The 17,270-nt window shown below is 73.6% G+C and carries 13 protein-coding genes; all 13 read left to right on the top strand.

The window, feature by feature from the left end; all coding sequences use genetic code 11:
- Positions 1–33 precede the first annotated feature (33 nt).
- The 13 genes from ACZ59A_RS20700 to ACZ59A_RS20760 all read left to right on the top strand — a co-directional run bounded on the left by ACZ59A_RS20700 (position 34) and on the right by ACZ59A_RS20760 (position 17,267).
- Entirely contained in the window at positions 34–1,215 is a 1,182-nt protein-coding gene (locus tag ACZ59A_RS20700) for an ROK family transcriptional regulator (RefSeq protein ID WP_470960539.1), read from the top strand.
- A gap of 481 nt (positions 1,216–1,696) precedes the next feature.
- Positions 1,697–3,232, top strand: a complete 1,536-nt coding sequence (locus ACZ59A_RS20705; protein ID WP_470960540.1) for a sugar ABC transporter ATP-binding protein — start codon at positions 1,697–1,699, stop codon at positions 3,230–3,232.
- Between the two features lie 62 nt (positions 3,233–3,294).
- The gene (locus tag ACZ59A_RS20710; RefSeq protein ID WP_468046940.1) at positions 3,295–4,284 is read left to right on the top strand and encodes an ABC transporter permease; all 990 of its coding nucleotides are present in this window, start codon (positions 3,295–3,297) and stop codon (positions 4,282–4,284) included.
- An 11-nt stretch (positions 4,285–4,295) separates the two neighbouring features.
- On the top strand, positions 4,296–5,348 hold the full coding sequence (locus tag ACZ59A_RS20715; protein ID WP_470960645.1) for a substrate-binding domain-containing protein: 1,053 nt from the start codon (positions 4,296–4,298) through the stop codon (positions 5,346–5,348).
- Between the two features lie 43 nt (positions 5,349–5,391).
- A complete protein-coding gene (locus tag ACZ59A_RS20720; RefSeq protein WP_470960541.1) occupies positions 5,392–6,591 on the top strand; it encodes a Gfo/Idh/MocA family protein in 1,200 nt (399 codons plus the stop codon).
- A gap of 13 nt (positions 6,592–6,604) precedes the next feature.
- Positions 6,605–7,606, top strand: a complete 1,002-nt coding sequence (locus ACZ59A_RS20725; protein ID WP_470960542.1) for a sugar phosphate isomerase/epimerase family protein — start codon at positions 6,605–6,607, stop codon at positions 7,604–7,606.
- Between the two features lie 745 nt (positions 7,607–8,351).
- Positions 8,352–10,793, top strand: a complete 2,442-nt coding sequence (locus ACZ59A_RS20730) for a PQQ-dependent sugar dehydrogenase (RefSeq protein WP_470960543.1) — start codon at positions 8,352–8,354, stop codon at positions 10,791–10,793.
- 73 nt (positions 10,794–10,866) lie between these two features.
- A complete protein-coding gene (locus ACZ59A_RS20735) occupies positions 10,867–12,231 on the top strand; it encodes a ThuA domain-containing protein (RefSeq protein ID WP_470960544.1) in 1,365 nt (454 codons plus the stop codon).
- A 489-nt stretch (positions 12,232–12,720) separates the two neighbouring features.
- A complete protein-coding gene (locus ACZ59A_RS20740; RefSeq protein WP_470960646.1) occupies positions 12,721–13,812 on the top strand; it encodes an inositol-3-phosphate synthase in 1,092 nt (363 codons plus the stop codon).
- The gene (locus ACZ59A_RS20745; protein WP_470960545.1) at positions 13,809–14,918 is read left to right on the top strand and encodes an SCO3242 family prenyltransferase; all 1,110 of its coding nucleotides are present in this window, start codon (positions 13,809–13,811) and stop codon (positions 14,916–14,918) included. Before ACZ59A_RS20740 ends, ACZ59A_RS20745 begins: the two co-directional genes overlap by 4 nt.
- Positions 14,915–15,805, top strand: coding sequence for a sugar phosphate isomerase/epimerase family protein (locus ACZ59A_RS20750; protein ID WP_470960546.1), 891 nt, complete (start codon positions 14,915–14,917; stop codon positions 15,803–15,805). Before ACZ59A_RS20745 ends, ACZ59A_RS20750 begins: the two co-directional genes overlap by 4 nt.
- Positions 15,799–16,389: an EboA domain-containing protein gene (locus ACZ59A_RS20755; RefSeq protein ID WP_470960547.1), complete on the top strand. Its 591-nt coding sequence runs from the start codon at positions 15,799–15,801 to the stop codon at positions 16,387–16,389. Before ACZ59A_RS20750 ends, ACZ59A_RS20755 begins: the two co-directional genes overlap by 7 nt.
- Positions 16,389–17,267 (top strand): TatD family hydrolase, encoded by an 879-nt coding sequence (locus tag ACZ59A_RS20760; RefSeq protein ID WP_470960548.1) that lies wholly within the window; start codon positions 16,389–16,391, stop codon positions 17,265–17,267. Before ACZ59A_RS20755 ends, ACZ59A_RS20760 begins: the two co-directional genes overlap by 1 nt.
- Positions 17,268–17,270: the final 3 nt, after the last annotated feature.

The raw sequence follows: 17,270 nt of genomic DNA on the forward strand, positions 1-17,270 counted from the left end.
GCCGATGACGGCGGGAGGGGCGGCGTGAGGCGCATGACGGCACGACCCGCGAACGCGCATCAGGCCCGGCTGCTCCGCCTGTTGCGCGACGGTGGCCCCAACTCCCGGGCTCAGCTGGGCGATCAGATCGACCTCTCACGTTCCAAGCTCGCCGTCGAGATCGACCGGTTGCTGGATACCGGACTGGTGGTCGCCGACGGACTCGCCGCCTCACGGGGCGGGCGCCGCTCGCACAACATACGGCTGGCTCCCGCCCTGCGGCTGCTCGGCGTCGACATCGGCGCCACGTCCGTCGATGTCGCCGTGACCAACGCGGAACTGGAGATTCTCGGCCACCTCACCCAGCCCATGGATGTCCGCGAGGGCCCGGTCGCGGTGTTCGAACAGGTCCTCGCCATGGCCGCCAAGCTCCGCGCCTCCGGCGTCGCGGAGGGGTTCGACGGCGCGGGCATCGGAGTGCCGGGCCCGGTCCGGTACCCCGAGGGCGTGCCCGTCGCGCCACCGATCATGCCGGGCTGGGACGGCTTCCCCGTACGGGAGGCGCTCAGCCAGGAACTGGGCTGTCCCGTCATGGTCGACAACGACGTGAACCTCATGGCCATGGGGGAGCAGCACGCCGGAGTCGCCCGTTCCGTCAAGGACTTCCTCTGCGTCAAGATCGGCACCGGTATCGGCTGCGGCATCGTGGTCGGGGGTGATGTCCACCGCGGTACGACCGGCAGCGCGGGCGACATCGGGCACATCCAGGCCGAGCCCGACGGCCGCCCCTGCGCCTGCGGCAACCACGGCTGCCTGGAGGCGTACTTCGGCGGAGCGGCCCTCGCCCGCGACGCCGAGGCCGCCGCCCGCGACGGCCGCTCCGCCGAACTCGCCGCGCGGCTGGAAGCCGCGGGGCAACTCGCCGCCACGGACGTCGCGGCGGCGGCCTCGGCCGGGGACGCCGCCGCCCTCGAACTCATCCGCGAGGGCGGCATGCGCACCGGCCAGGTCATCGCCGGTCTCGTCAGCTTCTTCAACCCGGGCCTGGTGGTGATCGGCGGCGGCGTCACCGGCCTGGGCCACACGCTCCTCGCCGCCATCCGCACCCAGGTCTACCGCCAGTCCCTCCCGCTCGCCACCGGCAACCTCCCCATCGTGCTGGGCGAACTGGGCCCAGCCGCGGGAGTCACCGGCGCGGCCCGCCTGATCAGCGACCACCTCTTCTCCCCAGCCTGACCCGCCCCGCCGCCCGGCTCCACCCCTACGGCCCGCCGCCCCCGCGGTACGGACCGTACCGAGGCACAGCGCGCAGCACGGTGACCTCCGAGGGGCGGCTTTCCCCACCCCGCCCTTCCCTACCCCGGACCCCGACCACCGGATCCCGCAGCCGAAGTGGGACCCGGTCCCGGACCCCGGACCTGGCTCCCAGGCCCCGGCGCAGGGCGCCCGGTGCTCCGGGACCGGCCGCCGGTCACCCGGCGAATCGGGGCCGGTGGGCCGGGGTGCCTGTCGCAGGCAGGCGCCGGGGCTCCGGCGTCACCAGCCTCTCCGGCGCTTGAGGAGCGGGGGCCGGGGTGGAGCCCCGGTTCGGGGAGGGGCGGGGTGGGGGAGAAGCAGCAGCCGCACCACCCGCACGGCACAAGCAAGCCGCACCCAGCAACCCCGCACCGCGACAGCAACTCGCACCGCCACAGCGACCCGCCCGAGGAGGCTCGCCATGGCACCACCCGCACCGCGTCAGACCAACCCGCCCCCGCTCCTCACCATGTCCGGCATCACCAAGTCCTTCCCCGGCGTACGGGCCCTCGACGGCGTCGATCTCGACGTCCAGGCGGGCGAAGTCCATTGCCTCCTGGGGCAGAACGGCGCGGGCAAGTCCACGCTGATCAAGGTGCTGGCCGGGGCCCACCAGCCGGATGGCGGGGAGATCGTCTGGCAGGGCGCGCCGGTCGCCCTGAAGTCACCGGTGGCCGCCATGCGCCTCGGCATCGCCACCATCTACCAGGAACTCGACCTGGTCGAGGGCCTGTCCGTGGCCGAGAACATCTTCCTCGGCCATGAGCCCGCCACCGCCGGTTTCGTGCGGTCCCGGGCCGCCCGGGCCACCGTCGCCGAGCTGCTGGCCCGCCTCGGGCACCCCGAGATCGACCCGCGGCGCCTGGTGGGCGAACTCTCCGCCGCGGCACAGCAGATCGTGTCCATGGCCCGCGCCCTCTCGCACGACGTACGGCTGATCGTCATGGACGAGCCGTCCGCGGCGCTCGACCCCGACGAGGTCGACAACCTCTTCCGTATCGTCGGCGACCTCACCACCGGGGGTGTGGCGGTCGTCTACATCTCGCACCGGCTGGAGGAGATCCGCCGCATCGGCGACCGCGTCACCGTGCTGAAGGACGGCCGCGCCGCCGCCCGCGGGCTGCCCGCCCGTACGACGCCCACCCGCGACATCGTCGCGCTGATGACAGGGCGGGATGTGGAGTACGCGTTTCCGCGGCGTGCCACCACCCCCGCGCCACAGGACCCCGTGCTGCGGCTCCAAGGGCTCGCCAGGGCCGGGGAGTTCGAGCCGGTCGACCTCGACGTGGCGCCCGGCGAGATCGTCGGGCTCGCCGGACTCGTCGGCTCCGGCCGGTCCGAGATCCTGGAGACCGTCTACGGCGCCCGCCGCCCCACCGCGGGCCGTGTTCTCGTCGACGGCCGCCCGCTGCGCCCCGGCAGCGTGACCGCCGCCGTGCGCGCCGGGCTGGGGCTCGCGCCCGAGGAGCGCAAGGCGCAGGCGCTGCTGATGCTGGAGTCCGTCACCCGTAACGTCTCCGTCTCCTCCCTCGCCCGCTTCTCCCGGGCCGGATGGCTGGACCGTGGCGCCGAGCGGGACGCGGCCCGCCGGAGCGTGCGCGATCTGTCGCTGCACCCGGACGACCCGGAGCGCCCGGTGCGCACGCTGTCCGGCGGCAATCAGCAGAAGGCGGTGCTCGCGCGCTGGCTGCTGCGCGGCTGCCGGGTGCTGCTGCTGGACGAGCCCACCCGCGGGGTGGACGTCGGCGCCCGCGCCGAGCTGTACGCGGTGATACGGCGCCTCGCCGACGACGGCATGGCGGTGCTGCTGGTCTCCAGCGAACTGCCCGAAGTCCTCGGCCTCGCCGACCGCGTGCTGGTGCTCCGTGAGGGGCGCGTCGTCCATACGGCGCCCGCGGGCGAACTGGACGAGCACCGCGTCCTCGATCTCGTGATGGAAGGGAGTCCGTCGTGCTGAACTCACCCGGAGGCACCGACGCGGGGGCGGGCGCCGACGCCGTCCCCGGCGCCGCGGCCACACTGACCAAGACGGCCGGGCCCGCCCCCGGCCCACCCGCCAGGACAGGCGGCCTCAGACGCCTCGCCGACCTCCGCAACCTCTCCCTCCTCGGCGTGCTCGCCGTCCTGGCCGTCGTGGGCGGCATCACCAAGCCCGACGAGTTCCTGAGCACCGACAACCTGCAACTCGTCCTCACCCAGGCGTCCGTCATCGGCGTCGTCACCGTCGGCGTGACCTTCGTGATCACCAGCGGCGGCATCGATCTGTCCGTCGGCGCGATCGTCGCGCTCGCCTCGGTGTGGGCGACCACGCTCGCCACCCAGGACTACGGGTTCGGCGGCATCCTGCTGTGCGCCGTGCTCGTGGGGCTCGGCTGCGGGCTGGTCAACGGGGTGCTCATCGCGTACGGCGGCATGGTCCCGTTCATCGCCACCCTCGCCATGCTGGCCTCCGCCCGTGGCCTCGCGCTCCAGATCAGCGACGGCAAGACGCAGGTCGTCACCGTCAAGCCGGTGCTGGACCTCGGGCTCCGCGACGCCTATGTGCTGGGCATCCCGCCGCTGGTGCTGATCTTCGCCGCGGCCACCGTGCTCGGCTGGCTGCTGCTGGGCCGTACGACCTTCGGCCGGCGCACCGTCGCCATCGGCGGCAACCCGGAGGCGGCCCGGCTCGCGGGCATCGACGTACGGCGCCAGCGGCTGCTGCTGTACCTGCTGTCCGGGCTGTGCTGCGGCATCGCCGCGTTCATGCTGATCGTCCTCACCGGCTCCGGCCAGAACACCAACGGCAACCTGTACGAACTCGACGCCATCGCCGCCGCCATCATCGGCGGCACCCTGCTCAGCGGCGGCCGCGGCACCATCACCGGCTCCGTCCTCGGCGTCCTCGTCTTCACCACGATCACCAACCTGTTCGCCCTGAACAACCTCCAGAGCGATGTCCAGCAGATCGCCAAGGGCGCGATCATCGTCGCCGCCGTCCTGGTACAGAAGGGTCGTTCGACGTCATGAAGCACACCGTCATGAACCACACCCCGGGAAGCCCCACCAGCCGCAGAAACCTCCTCCTGGGCACCGCCGCGGCGGGCGCGCTGTTCGCGGCGGGCTGCACCAGCAACGAGAACAACGACGACAAGGACGAGGGCAAGCAGCCCGCCGGTGCCAGCGACACCAAGCCCGGCAAGAAGGTCACCGTCGGCTTCGCCGGTCCGCAGGCCGACCACGGCTGGCTCAACGCCATCAACGAGCAGGCCAAACGGCGCGCCAAGGAGTACGAGGACGTCACGCTGGTCAGTACGGAGGGCTCCAACGACACCGCCCAGCAGATCGGCCAGATCGAGACCCTCATCAACAAGAAGGTCGACGTCCTGGTCATCCTGCCCGCCGACGGCAAGGCGCTCACCCAGGTCGGGCTGAAGGCCATGAAGGCGGGCATCCCCGTCGTCAACCTCGACCGCGTCTTCGCCTCCCCGCAGGCGTACCGCTGCTGGATCGGCGGCGACAACTACGGCATGGGGCTCAACGCGGGCCGCTACATCGGCGAACAGCTCAAGGGCAAGAAGAACGCCAAGGTGGTGGAGCTGGCCGGGCTGGACAACCTGGAGCTGACCCGCCAGCGCACGGCCGGTTTCGACGACGCGCTCAAGAACTACCCCAACATCAAGAAGGTCGGCCGCCAGGCCGCCGAATTCACCGTCGAGTCCGGCCAGTCGAAGATGGCCCAGCTGCTCCAGGCCCACTCCGGCTTCGACGCCCTGTGGAACCACGACGACGACCAGGGCGTCGGCGCCGAACGCGCCATCCAGCAGGCCGGACGCGACGACTTCCTGATGGTCGGCGGCGCGGGCGCCAAGCGCGCCATGGACGCCATCAAGGCCGACAACTCCGTCCTCAAGGCCACCGTCCTGTACCCGCCGACGATGGCCGCCTCCGCCATCGACCTGGCCCGCGCGCTCGGCCAGGGCAAGGGCGTCGGGGGGCTGGCCGAGCTGGAGATCCCCGCCTCGCTCACGCTCTACTCGGCCGTCGTCACCAAGGACAACGTGGACCAGTACCTCCCCACGGGATTCAGCTAGACCCCGCTCCACCTCGCATCGGCCGCGATCTGAGAGGAGCCTCATGGCACACCCCGAAGCGCAACACGAAGCGCAACATGCAGCGCGACACGAAGCGGACCGCCTCGGCGTCGGCATGGTCGGCTACGCCTTCATGGGCGCCGCCCACTCCCAGGGCTGGCGCACCGCGGGCCGCGTCTTCGACCTCCCCTTACGCCCGGCCATGGCCGCCATCTGCGGCCGCGATCCGGACGCCGTCCGCGCCGCCGCGGACAAACACGGCTGGGCGGCCGCCGAGACCGACTGGCGCGATCTGATCGCCCGGGACGATGTGCAGCTGGTCGACGTCTGCACCCCCGGCGACAGCCACGCCGAGATCGCGATCGCCGCGCTGGAGGCCGGTAAGCACGTGCTGTGCGAGAAACCCCTCGCCAACTCGGTCGCCGAAGCGGAAGCCATGGCCGCTGCGGCACGCCGCGCCCGCGCCCGCGGGCAGCGCGCGATGGTGGGCTTCAACTACCGCCGTACGCCCGCGATAGCGCAGGCCCGCCGCATGGTGGCCGGGGGCAGGATCGGCGTCCTGCGCCATGTACGGGTCACCTACCTCCAGGACTGGATCGTGGATCCGGAATTCCCCCTGGTGTGGCGGCTGCGCCGGGAACTGGCGGGCTCCGGCGCCCTCGGCGACCTCGGGGCGCACATCGTGGACCTCGCGCAGTATCTGGCGGGGGAGCGGCTGGTCGGCGTCTCGGCGCTCACCGAGACGTTCGTACGGGAACGTCCGCTGCCCGCCGGGGCGGGCGCGGCGGCGCGCGGCCCGGTCACGGTCGACGACGCGGCCCTGTTCACCGGCCGCCTCGCCTCCGGCGCGCTGGCGTCCTTCGAGGCCAGCCGGTTCGCCGCGGGCCGTAAGAACTCGTTGCGCATCGAGCTGAACGGCGACCACGGCTCGCTCGCCTTCGACCTCGAACGGCTCAACGAGCTGTCCTTCCACGACCACACCGCGCCCGCCGCCGACTCCGGCTTCCGCCGCATCCTGGTCACCGAGCCCGACCACCCCTACCTGGAGGCATGGTGGCCCCCGGGCCACGGCCTCGGCTACGACCACACCTTCGTCCACCAGGCGCGCGACATCGTGCAGGCCATCGCCGCCGGAACCGACCCCGAGCCGTCCTTCGAGGACGGGCTCCAGGTGCAGCGGGTGCTGGCCGCGGTCGAGGACAGCGCCGAGAAGAACTGCGTCTACACCCCCGTGCCCGCCTGAGGAGGAGTCCCGTATGCCCAGACCCTTCACCCTCTTCACCGGCCAGTGGGCGGACCTGCCGCTGGAGGAGGTCTGCCGCCACGCCCGCGACTTCGGCTACGACGGTCTCGAACTCGCCTGCTGGGGCGACCACTTCGAGGTCGACCGCGCACTCGGCGAGCCCGGCTACCTCGACGGGCGCCGTCAGCTCCTCGACAAGTACGGCCTCCAGTGCTGGGCGATCTCCAACCACCTGGTGGGCCAGGCCGTCTGCGACCACCCCATCGACGAACGCCACCAGGCGATCCTCCCCGCCCGCATCTGGGGCGACGGCGACGCCGAGGGCGTACGGCAGCGGGCCGCCGCCGAAATGGCGGACACGGCCCGCGCCGCGGCCGCCTTCGGCGTACGTACCGTCATCGGCTTCACCGGCTCGTCCATCTGGCACCTGGTCGCCATGTTCCCGCCGGTTCCGCCCGGCATGATCGACCGCGGCTACGAGGACTTCGCGACGCGCTGGAACCCGATCCTGGACGTCTTCGACGCCGAGGGCGTGCGCTTCGCCCACGAGGTCCACCCGAGCGAGATCGCGTACGACTACTGGACGACCCACCGCGCCCTCGAAGCCATCGGCCACCGCCCCGCGTTCGGCCTCAACTTCGACCCCAGCCACTTCGTCTGGCAGGACCTCGACCCGGTCGGCTTCCTGTGGGACTTCCGCGACCGGATCTACCACGTCGACTGCAAGGAGGCCCGCCGCCGCCTCGACGGCCGCAACGGCCGTCTGGGCTCCCACCTCCCCTGGGGCGACCCCCGCCGCGGCTGGGACTTCGTCTCCGCGGGCCACGGCGACGTCCCCTGGGAGGACGTCTTCCGCATGCTGCGCTCCGTCGCGTACGACGGCCCGATCTCGGTGGAGTGGGAAGACGCGGGCATGGACCGCCTGACCGGCGCCCCCGAGGCCCTGCGCCGCCTCAAGTCCTACGACTTCGACCCCCCGACGGCCGCGTTCGACGCCGCCTTCGGCTCCGGCTGAGCCCGCTTCTTCCCCCACCCCGCCCCTTCCCGAAACCGGGGGCAAGCCCCCAGCCCCCCGACCCGGCAGCCCCGCCGCCACACCGGTCCCCGGCCGCGTTGGGGCGGGCCCTGTCCGCGTGCGGTCTGGCGGGGGCGCGCCGCACCCTGCCCGGCCCGGGGCGCGGACGGCGCGTACAGCGGTCTCCGGGATGGGGTGCCGGTTCGGCGGGGGCGCGCCGTTCCCTGGCCGGTCCGGGGCGCGGACGGTGGGCACACCGGTCCCCGGTGTGGCCGTGGTGCGGGGCGTGTTGGGGTGGGCCCTGTCCGCGTGCGGTCCGGCGAGGACGCGCCGCACCCTGCCCGGCCCGGGGCCCGAGCGGCGCGTACACCGGCCCCGGCGTGGCCGCGTGCCGGGCCCCAGAGCCCCGGGGGCCGGGTGCGGTCCGCTCGGCCCCGCCCCGGCTAGGCCGGGCCCCGCCGGGGGGGCTGGGGGACCTCCCCCGGTTTCGGGAAGGGCCGGGGTGGGGAAACAGGGCCCCGCTCAAACCCGGCGGCTTTGTCCTCCCCGCGGACCAAGCCAACCCACCCTCCGTCAAAGGGGTTTCCGAACCGGACAAACCCCGCTACCGTCCTTGAGATGTACCGGTCACATGGGGCCCCTCACCCCGAACCGGTCACCGAACGGCGCGACGGCGCGCGCCTGTGCCAGGTCGGGCGGTCAACGGCCCCCGTCCGTACACCCCCTCTTTTCCCGGAGGATCAGCGTGCACAGGAAACGGCATGGACTGCGCGGCTCCCTCGCGCTGCTCACGAGCTCCCTGCTCGTGGGCGCGGGGCTCGCGTTCACCGCACCACCCGCACAAGCGGCCGCAGAGCAGGCGGAGGAGAAGTTCCAGCAGGTCACGCTCGCCAAGGGCGCGGCCGAGACCGGTGAGCCCATGTCGCTCGCCGTCCTCCCCGACCGCTCGGTGCTGCACACGTCCCGCGACGGCACCCTGTGGCTGACCGACGCGGCCGGCGACACCAAGGTGTCCGGCAAGCTCCCGGTCTACTCGCACGACGAGGAAGGGCTCCAGGGCGTCGGCATCGACCCCGGGTTCCAGGAGAACCGCGCCATCTACCTCTACTACGCGCCACCGCTGGACACCCCCGCGGGCGACGCCCCCAACGAGGGCACGGCGGCCGACTTCGCGAAGTTCGACGGCGTCAACCGGCTCTCCCGCTTCACCCTCAACTCCGACGGCACCCTGAACTCCGGCAGCGAGAAGAAGGTCCTCGACGTCCCCGCCTCCCGCGGCATCTGCTGCCACGTCGGCGGCGACATCGACTTCGACGCCGACGGCAACCTCTACCTCTCCACCGGCGACGACACCAACCCGTTCGCCTCCGACGGCTTCACCCCCATCGACGAGCGCCCCGACCGCAACCCGGCCTACGACGCCCGGCGTTCCGCGGGCAACACCAACGACCTGCGCGGCAAGATCCTGCGCATCAAGGTGGCCGCGGACGGCTCGTACACCGTCCCGGACGGCAACCTCTTCGCGCCCGGCACCGACAAGACCCTGCCCGAGATCTACGCGATGGGCTTCCGCAACCCGTTCCGGATGAGCGTCGACAAGCCGACCGGCACGGTCTACGTCGGTGACTACGGACCGGACGCGGGCGCCGCCGACCCCAAGCGCGGACCGGGCGGCGCGGTCGAGTTCGCCCGCGTCACCAAGCCCGGCAACTTCGGCTGGCCGTACTGCATCGCCGACAACAAGCCGTACGTCGACTACGACTTCGCCACCGGCGCCTCCGGCACGGCCTTCGACTGCGCCGCGCCGAAGAACACCTCGCCGCACAACACCGGGCTGACCGACCTGCCGCCCGCCCAGCCCGCCTGGCTCCCGTACGACAACGACTCGGTGCCCGAGCTGGGCTCCGGTTCCGAATCGCCGATGGCCGGTCCGGTCTACCGCTACGACGCCTCGCTCGACTCCCCGGTGAAGTTCCCGGAAGCCTACGACGGGGACTTCTTCGCGGGCGAGTTCGGCCGCCAGTGGATCAAGCGCATCGAGCAGGGCACGGACGGCACCGTGCAGAAGATCAACGACTTCCCGTGGAGCGGCACCCAGGTCATGGACTCCGCGTTCGGCCCGGACGGCGCGCTGTACGTCCTCGACTACGGCCTCGGCTACTTCAACGGGGACGAGCACTCCGCCCTCTACCGCATCGAGAACGCCACCGACGGATACTCGCCGATCGCCGAGGCCGCCGCCGACCGTACGTCCGGCAAGGCGCCCATGAAGGTCGCGTTCAGCAGCGCGGGCACCGCCGACGCCGACGGCGACGCCCTCACGTACCGCTGGGACTTCGGCGACGGCCACACCTCCACCGCCGCGAACCCCACCCACCGGTACACCAAGAACGGCACCTACACCGCCACCGTCACCGCCAAGGACCCCTCCGGCCGCAGCGGCAGCGCCAGCGTGCACCTCACGGTCGGCAACACGGCCCCCAAGGTGACGCTGCAACTGCCCGGCGACGGCCAGCTGTTCACCTTCGGCGACGAGGTGCCGTTCAAGGTGAAGGTGACCGACCCCGAGGACGGGAAGATCGACTGCGCCAAGGTCAAGGTCACCCATGTCCTCGGCCACGACAGCCACGGCCACCCCATCACCTCGGCCACCGGCTGCTCGGGAACGCTCAAGACGAGCGCTGACAGCGAACACGACCCCAACGCCAACATCTTCGGGGTCTTCGACGCCGAGTACACCGACAACGGCGGGGGCGGCCAGCCGTCGCTGACCACCCACGACCAGAACGTCGTCCAGCCCCGGCACCGCCAGGCCGAGCACTACGGCGACTCCCAGGGCGTCACGGTCATCAACCACACCCCGGCCAACGGCGGCAAGACGGTCGGCAACATCGACAACGGCGACTGGATCGCCTTCACCCCGTACCTCCTCGGCAACGCCAAGGACTTCACCGCACGCGTCTCCTCCGCGGGCGCGGGCGGCACCCTCGAAGTGCGCACCGGCTCCCCGACCGGGCGGCTGCTGGGCCGGGCCACCGTGCCTGTGACCGGCGACTGGGAGAAGTTCCAGGACGTCAAGACGGAGCTGCGGAAGCCCCCGGCCCGTACCACCACGCTCTACCTCGTCTTCAAGGGCGGTGCGGGAGCGCTGTACGACGTGGACGACTTCACCATCGGCACCGGCTGACCCGCCCGCGGCCCGGCCCGGGGCGGCGCACCCGTCCGCCCCGGGCCGCACCCGGAGGAAGGAGCACCCGCCCATGCCCGCGCACCCCCGCCGCTCCAGACCCCGCCTCGCCCTCCTGCGTACGTCCGCCGTAGCCGCGCTGCTGCTCGCCGCCACGGCCCTCGCCCCGGCGGCGGCCTCCGGCGCGCCGCCGCCCCGGAGCGACCGCGTCCTCGTCTTCTCCAAGACGGCCGCGTTCCGCCATGACGCGATCCCCGACGGCATCGCCGCCGTCCGGGAACTCGGCGCCCAGCACGGCTTCGCCGTCGACGCCACCGAGGATGCCACCGCCTTCACCCGCGCCAACCTGGCCCGCTACGACGCCGTCGTCTTCCTCTCCACCACCGGCGACGTCCTCGACGCCGCGCAGCAGTCCGCCTTCGAGCGCTACATCCGGGCGGGCGGCGGATACGCCGGGGTGCACGCGGCGGCCGACACCGAGTACGAGTGGCCGTTCTACGGCGGCCTCGTCGGCGCGTACTTCCGCACCCACCCCGCCATCCAGCAGGCCACCGTCGCCGTCGAGGACCGCGCCCACCCGGCCACCGCACACCTGGGCGCGGCATGGCAGCGCACCGACGAGTGGTACGACTACCGCAGCAACCCGCGCGACCGGGCCCACATCCTCGCCACCCTCGACGAAACGTCCTACGAGGGCGGCTCGATGGGGGAGGACCACCCCATCGCCTGGTGCCAGGACTACCGCGGCGGCCGCGCCTTCTACACCGGCCTCGGCCACACCAAGGAGTCCTACGCCGACCCCGCCTTCCGGCAGCACCTGCTCGGCGGCATCCGCTACGCCACCGGCGCCGCCCGCGCCGACTGCCGCCCGGAGCACGGCTACCGGCCGCTGTTCGACGGCACGTCGACGGCGGGCTGGAAGCAGGCCGGACCCGGTGCCTTCACCCACGACCCGGCGGGCGGCACGCTCACCTCGACGGGCGGCATGGGCCTGCTCTGGTACGAGGCGCGCGAGCTGCGCTCGTACTCGCTGAAGCTGGACTGGCGCATGGCCGGGGCCTCCGGTGACGACAACTCCGGCATCTTCGTCGGCTTCCCCGCCTCCGACGACCCCTGGTCGGCGGTCGACCGCGGCTACGAGATCCAGATCGACGCGACGGACGCCCCGGAGAAGACAACCGGCGCGGTGTACGGCTTCCAGTCCGCCGACCTCGCGAAGCGGGACGCGGCGCTGAACCCGCCGGGGGAGTGGAACACGTACGAGATCCGGGTGCGCGGCGAACGCCTCCAGGTCTGGCTCAACGGCGTACGGATCAACGACTTCACCAACCACGACCCGGTGCGCAGCCTGCGCGGCGGCCATATCGGCATCCAGAACCACGGAGACGGCGACAAGGTCGACTTCCGTGACATCCGCGTCAAGAAACTGCCGTCCTGACCGGCCCTGTGATCTGCCGCCCAACGGCCCGAGGGGAGCCGTAGGGCGGCATCAGGCGGCGGGGAGGAGTACGCCGCCTCCTCCCCGCCGCGCAACGGCCTCCGGCCCGGGCAACCGGACGGGGGCGGGCGTGGCCCCTCGCCCGACGGCGGGTGGCCACGCCCGGCGGCGGGTGGCCACGCCCGGCGGCCCAGGACACGGGCCGACCCGCCCCCGGACGGGCACCACCGCACATCGCCACGGCGCCCGCGCCACCGCACCCGACCGCCGCACCCGCGCGAACAGCACCACACGCGGGCCAACACCACCGCCCCGCACCCGCACCGCCCACCCCAGCACCACCGCGCCGCACCCCGCACCACTCCGCGACCACCGCCACGCCACCGCGTACCCGTCACACCCGGGAGGCAGCCTGTGACCACCGGCCCCGACACCCCGAACCCCCGTCAACACCCCACCGGCACCCCGGGCGGCGGGCTCCGCACCGGCATCTGGCTCATCGGCGCGCGCGGTTCGGTCGCCACCACCGCCGTCGCCGGGTGCGCCGCCGTCGCGGCCGGGCTCCAGCCCGCGACCGGGATGGTGACCGAGACCGCGCCGTTCGCGGACACCGGTCTGCCCGCGCTCGGCGACTTGGTCTTCGGCGGCCACGACACCGCCACCACCCCGCTCCCCAAGCGCGCCGAGGCACTGACCGCCGAAGGCGTTCTGCCCTACGGGCTGCCCGACGCCGTACGCACCGAACTGAGCGCCGCCGACGAAGCGATCCGCCCCGGCGGCCCGCACCCCGGCGACACCCGCGACGACGAGGAGCTGATCGACGCCTTCGCCCGCGACCTCGACGCCTTCCTCCGCGACCACCGCCTCGCCCGCGCCGTCGTCGTCAACGTCGCCTCCACCGAACCCGCCGCCCCCGCCGGTGGCGACCGGCTGCCGCCCAGCTCCCTCTACGCCTCCGCCGCCCTCCGCGCCGGGTGCCCGTACGTCAACTTCACCCCCTCCACCGGGCTGCACCACCCCCGCCTGTGCGCCGAAGCCGACCGCGCCGGGCTGCCGTACGCCGGGCGCGACGGCAAGACCGGGCAGACGCTGCTGCGGTCCGTGCTCGCGCCGATGTTCGCGCAGCGTGCGCTGCCCGTACGGGCGTGGTCCGGCACCAACCTGCTGGGCGGCGGCGACGGCGCCGCCCTCGCCGACCCCGCCGCCGCGGCCGCGAAGAACGCGGGCAAGGCCCGGGTCCTCGCCGACACCCTCGGCGAACTCCCGGACGGCGAGCTGCACATCGACAACGTGCCCGCACTCGGCGACTGGAAGACCGCCTGGGATCACGTCGCCTTTGACGGCTTCCTCGGCGCCCGCATGGTCCTCCAGACCACCTGGCAGGGCTGCGACTCCGCCCTCGCCGCGCCCCTCGTCCTCGACCTGGCCCGCCTCACGGCCCGCGCCCACGAAGCGGGTCTCACGGGGCCGCTCACCGAACTCGGCTTCTACTTCAAGGACCCGGACGGCGGCCCGCCCGGCCTGGCCGACCAGTACGCGGCCCTGACCGGTTTCGCGTCCCGCCTGCGGGAGCGGTCGTGACGCCGTCACAGGGGCGGGCCTGGGCGGAACTCCTGAGAATCTCCGCCGTGTTCACCGTCCCCGGCGACGCCCTCGCGGGCGCGGCGGCCACCCGGACCGCCCCGAACCGCGGCACCGCGCTCGCCATGGGCGCCTCGCTGTGCCTGTACGAGGCGGGCATGGCCCTCAACGACTGGGCGGACCGCGACCTCGACGCCATCGAACGCCCCGCACGCCCCCTGCCGTCGGGCCGTATCACCCCGGCCGCCGCCCTGACCGCCGCGACGGGCCTGACGGGGGCGGGCCTGGCGTGCGCGGCCCTGGCGGGCCGCCGCGCCCTCGCCACGGCCGTGGCCCTGGCGGGCACGGTGTGGGCGTACGACCTGGGGCTGAAGAACACCCCGGCGGGCCCGTACGCCATGGCCGCGGCCCGCTCCCTGGACCTGCTCCTGGGCGCCACCGCCACGTACGCCCCCGCTGCCCGGCAGGCCGTCGCCCCGGCCGCCCTCCTGGGCGCCCACACCCTCGCCGTGACGACGGTCTCCCGGCACGAGGCAACGGGCGGCTCCACGAAGGCCCCCCTCGCGGCCCTGGCCACGGCCGCAGCAATAACCTGGACAGCCACCCGCCCACCCCCCACACCGACCAGCAACCCCCCAACGCCCCCATCCCCTCGACGAGCCCCCGCGCCCCGTGGCGTTCCACCTGCTGCCCGCGCCGCCCTGCGGGGGCTGGCCGCGGGGGCGACGGGTGCCGCCTCGCGGGGCCGAGTCCCGGGCGTCGCCCCAGCCGCAGGTGGCCGGGCGGCGGCCACAGTGGCGGGCCCGGCGGCCCGCCTGCGGCCAAGCCGGGCCCCGGCGCTCGCTCGGCGTGGTGCGCCAGCCACCCGTGCCCGCACCGCCGCGCTCGCCGCCGCCTATCTCGTCACCGCCGCTCGCCCCCTCGCGCACGCCGCGCTCAACCCTTCCCCCTATCTCCTTCAGCGGGCCGTCGGTGGTGGCATCCGGGCGATGATTCCGCTTCAGGCGGCGCTTGCCTGCCGCGCGGGGGCGGGGCGTAGCGGGGTGGGGCTGCTTCTGCTGGTGCCCGTCGCGCGGCGACTGTCCAGAAAGGTCAGCCCGACATGAGCATCCCGACACCGGCCGCCGCCGCGCTCCGCTTCGCGTACGGCACCAACGGCCTGACCGACCTTCGGCTCGACGATGCCCTCGCCCTGCTCGCCAACCTCGGCTACGACGGGGTTTCGCTCACGCTCGACCACATGCACCTCGACCCCCTCGCCCCGGATCTCGCGGCCCGCACCCGCCGCGTCGGGCAGCGGCTCGAACGGCTCGGGCTCGGCGTCGCCATCGAGACCGGGGCCCGCTACGTGCTCGACCCGGGACGTAAGCACCACCCCACGCTCCTCGACCCCGACCCCGGGGCCCGCGGCGCCAGGGTGGATCTGCTGTTGCGCGCCGTGCGGGTGGCCGCGGAGCTGGGGGCGCACGCGGTGCACTGCTTCAGCGGGGCGCGACCGGACGGCACCGCCGAGGACATCGCCTGGCAGCGGCTGGGCGACGCCCTTCAGCCCGTGCTGGAGGCCGCCACGTCCGCGGGGGTGCCCCTGGCCGTCGAGCCCGAGCCGGGGCATCTGCTGGGCGATCTCGCCGGGTTCCACCGGCTCCGCCGGGCGCTGGGCGATCCGCCCGCGCTCGGGCTGACGCTCGACATCGGCCACTGCCAGTGCCTGGAGCCGGAGCCGCCCGCCGACTGCGTTCGCGCGGCCGCGCCGTGGATACGGCATGTGCAGATCGAGGACATGCGGCGCGGTGTGCACGAGCATCTGCCGTTCGGGGAGGGCGAGATGGACGTCCCGCCGGTGCTGGCAGCCCTGCACGCCGCGGGCTACCGGGGCCTGGTCGGCGTCGAGCTGCCCCGCCACTCGCACGCGGGGCCCGGACTGGCCCGCTCCTCCCTGGCGTACCTCAAGGCGGCGGAGCGGACCGCCGCCGCGGGAGGCGTCCCATGCTGATCGCGACCGTACGCGACCACCTCGACGGCGACGCCGCCGCCTGGCTGGACCGCGCCCTGGCCAGCGCGGCCCAGGAGGGCCCCACCCCCGACTGGGAGGCGGACTTCGCCGCCGCGGCCCGCCACACCCGCTCCGGCCACGAACTCGCCGCCGCCACCCGCGTCCTGCTCCTCCGAGCCGCCCGCCCCGACGTGCCCACGCTCACCCGCCTCTACACACGCGGCACGGCCGCCGAACGCCGGGCCGTCCTCCTCGCGCTGGCCCATCTCGAAGCCCCCGGCCCGGACGCCCTCCCCCTGGTCGAGGACGCCCTGCGCACGAACGACACCCGCCTGGTGGCCGCCGCCGTCGGCCCGTACGCGGCGCGCCATCTCGACGCGCACGGCTGGCGGCAGGCCGTACTGAAGTGCCTGTTCACCGGGGTGCCCCTGGACGCCGTGGCCGAGTGGCCCGCCCGCGCCCGGGGCGACGCCGAGCTGGCCCGCATGCTGACCGACTACGCGCGCGAACGCACCGCCGCCGGGCGGGACGTGCCCGCCGACCTGACCCGCGTCCTGGCCCATACGACCCCCGAGGAGCCCTGATGCGCATCTTCGACCCGCACATCCACATGACCTCCCGCACCACGGACGACTACGAGGCCATGTACGCCGCGGGCGTGCGCGCCCTCGTCGAGCCGTCGTTCTGGCTCGGTCAGCCCCGCACCTCGCCCGCCAGCTTCTACGACTACTTCGACGCCCTCCTCGGCTGGGAACCCTTCCGCGCCGCACAGCACGGCATCGCCCACCACTGCACGCTCGCCCTCAACCCCAAGGAGGCCAACGACCCCCGCTGCCTCCCCGTACTGGACGAACTGCCGCGCTATCTCGTCAAGGACGGCGTGGTCGCCGTCGGCGAGATCGGCTATGACGCGATGACCCCCGCCGAGGACACCGCGCTCGCCGCACAGCTCCAGCTCGCCGCCGACCACGGGCTGCCCGCCCTCGTGCACACCCCGCACCGCGACAAGGCCGCGGGCCTGGCCCGCACGCTCGACGTCGTCCACGAATCCGCCCTCCCCACCGACCGCGTCCTGCTCGACCACCTCAACGAGACCACCGTAAAGGCGGCCACCGACAGCGGCTGCTGGCTCGGGTTCTCGATCTACCCGGACACCAAGATGGACCCGGACCGCATGGTGCGCGTGCTGCGCGAGTACGCCACCGAACGGGACCGCATCCTGGTGAACTCCGCCGCCGACTGGGGCCGCAGCGATCCGCTGAAGACGCGCCACGTGGGAGAGGCGATGCTGGCGGCGGGCTTCACCGAGGACGACGTCGACCAGGTGCTGTGGCGCAACCCGGTGGCGTTCTACGGGCTCAGCGGACGGCTGGACCTCGACGTCGAGGACACCACACCCCAAGCCACCCACGAGGGGAACTCCATCCTCCGCGGCGCCCCGGTAACCACGGAAGGCCGGTGACCC

The sequence above is a fragment of the Streptomyces sp. NPDC040405 genome, assembly GCF_055595765.1.

Coding starts and splice junctions, on each gene's coding strand:
- ACZ59A_RS20700 (WP_470960539.1), top strand. CDS start 34: ATGACGGCACGACCCGCGAACGCGCATCAGGCCCGGCTGCTCCGCCTG.
- ACZ59A_RS20705 (WP_470960540.1), top strand. CDS start 1,697: ATGGCACCACCCGCACCGCGTCAGACCAACCCGCCCCCGCTCCTCACC.
- ACZ59A_RS20715 (WP_470960645.1), top strand. CDS start 4,296: ATGAACCACACCCCGGGAAGCCCCACCAGCCGCAGAAACCTCCTCCTG.
- ACZ59A_RS20720 (WP_470960541.1), top strand. CDS start 5,392: ATGGCACACCCCGAAGCGCAACACGAAGCGCAACATGCAGCGCGACAC.
- ACZ59A_RS20725 (WP_470960542.1), top strand. CDS start 6,605: ATGCCCAGACCCTTCACCCTCTTCACCGGCCAGTGGGCGGACCTGCCG.
- ACZ59A_RS20735 (WP_470960544.1), top strand. CDS start 10,867: ATGCCCGCGCACCCCCGCCGCTCCAGACCCCGCCTCGCCCTCCTGCGT.
- ACZ59A_RS20750 (WP_470960546.1), top strand. CDS start 14,915: ATGAGCATCCCGACACCGGCCGCCGCCGCGCTCCGCTTCGCGTACGGC.
- ACZ59A_RS20755 (WP_470960547.1), top strand. CDS start 15,799: ATGCTGATCGCGACCGTACGCGACCACCTCGACGGCGACGCCGCCGCC.
- ACZ59A_RS20760 (WP_470960548.1), top strand. CDS start 16,389: ATGCGCATCTTCGACCCGCACATCCACATGACCTCCCGCACCACGGAC.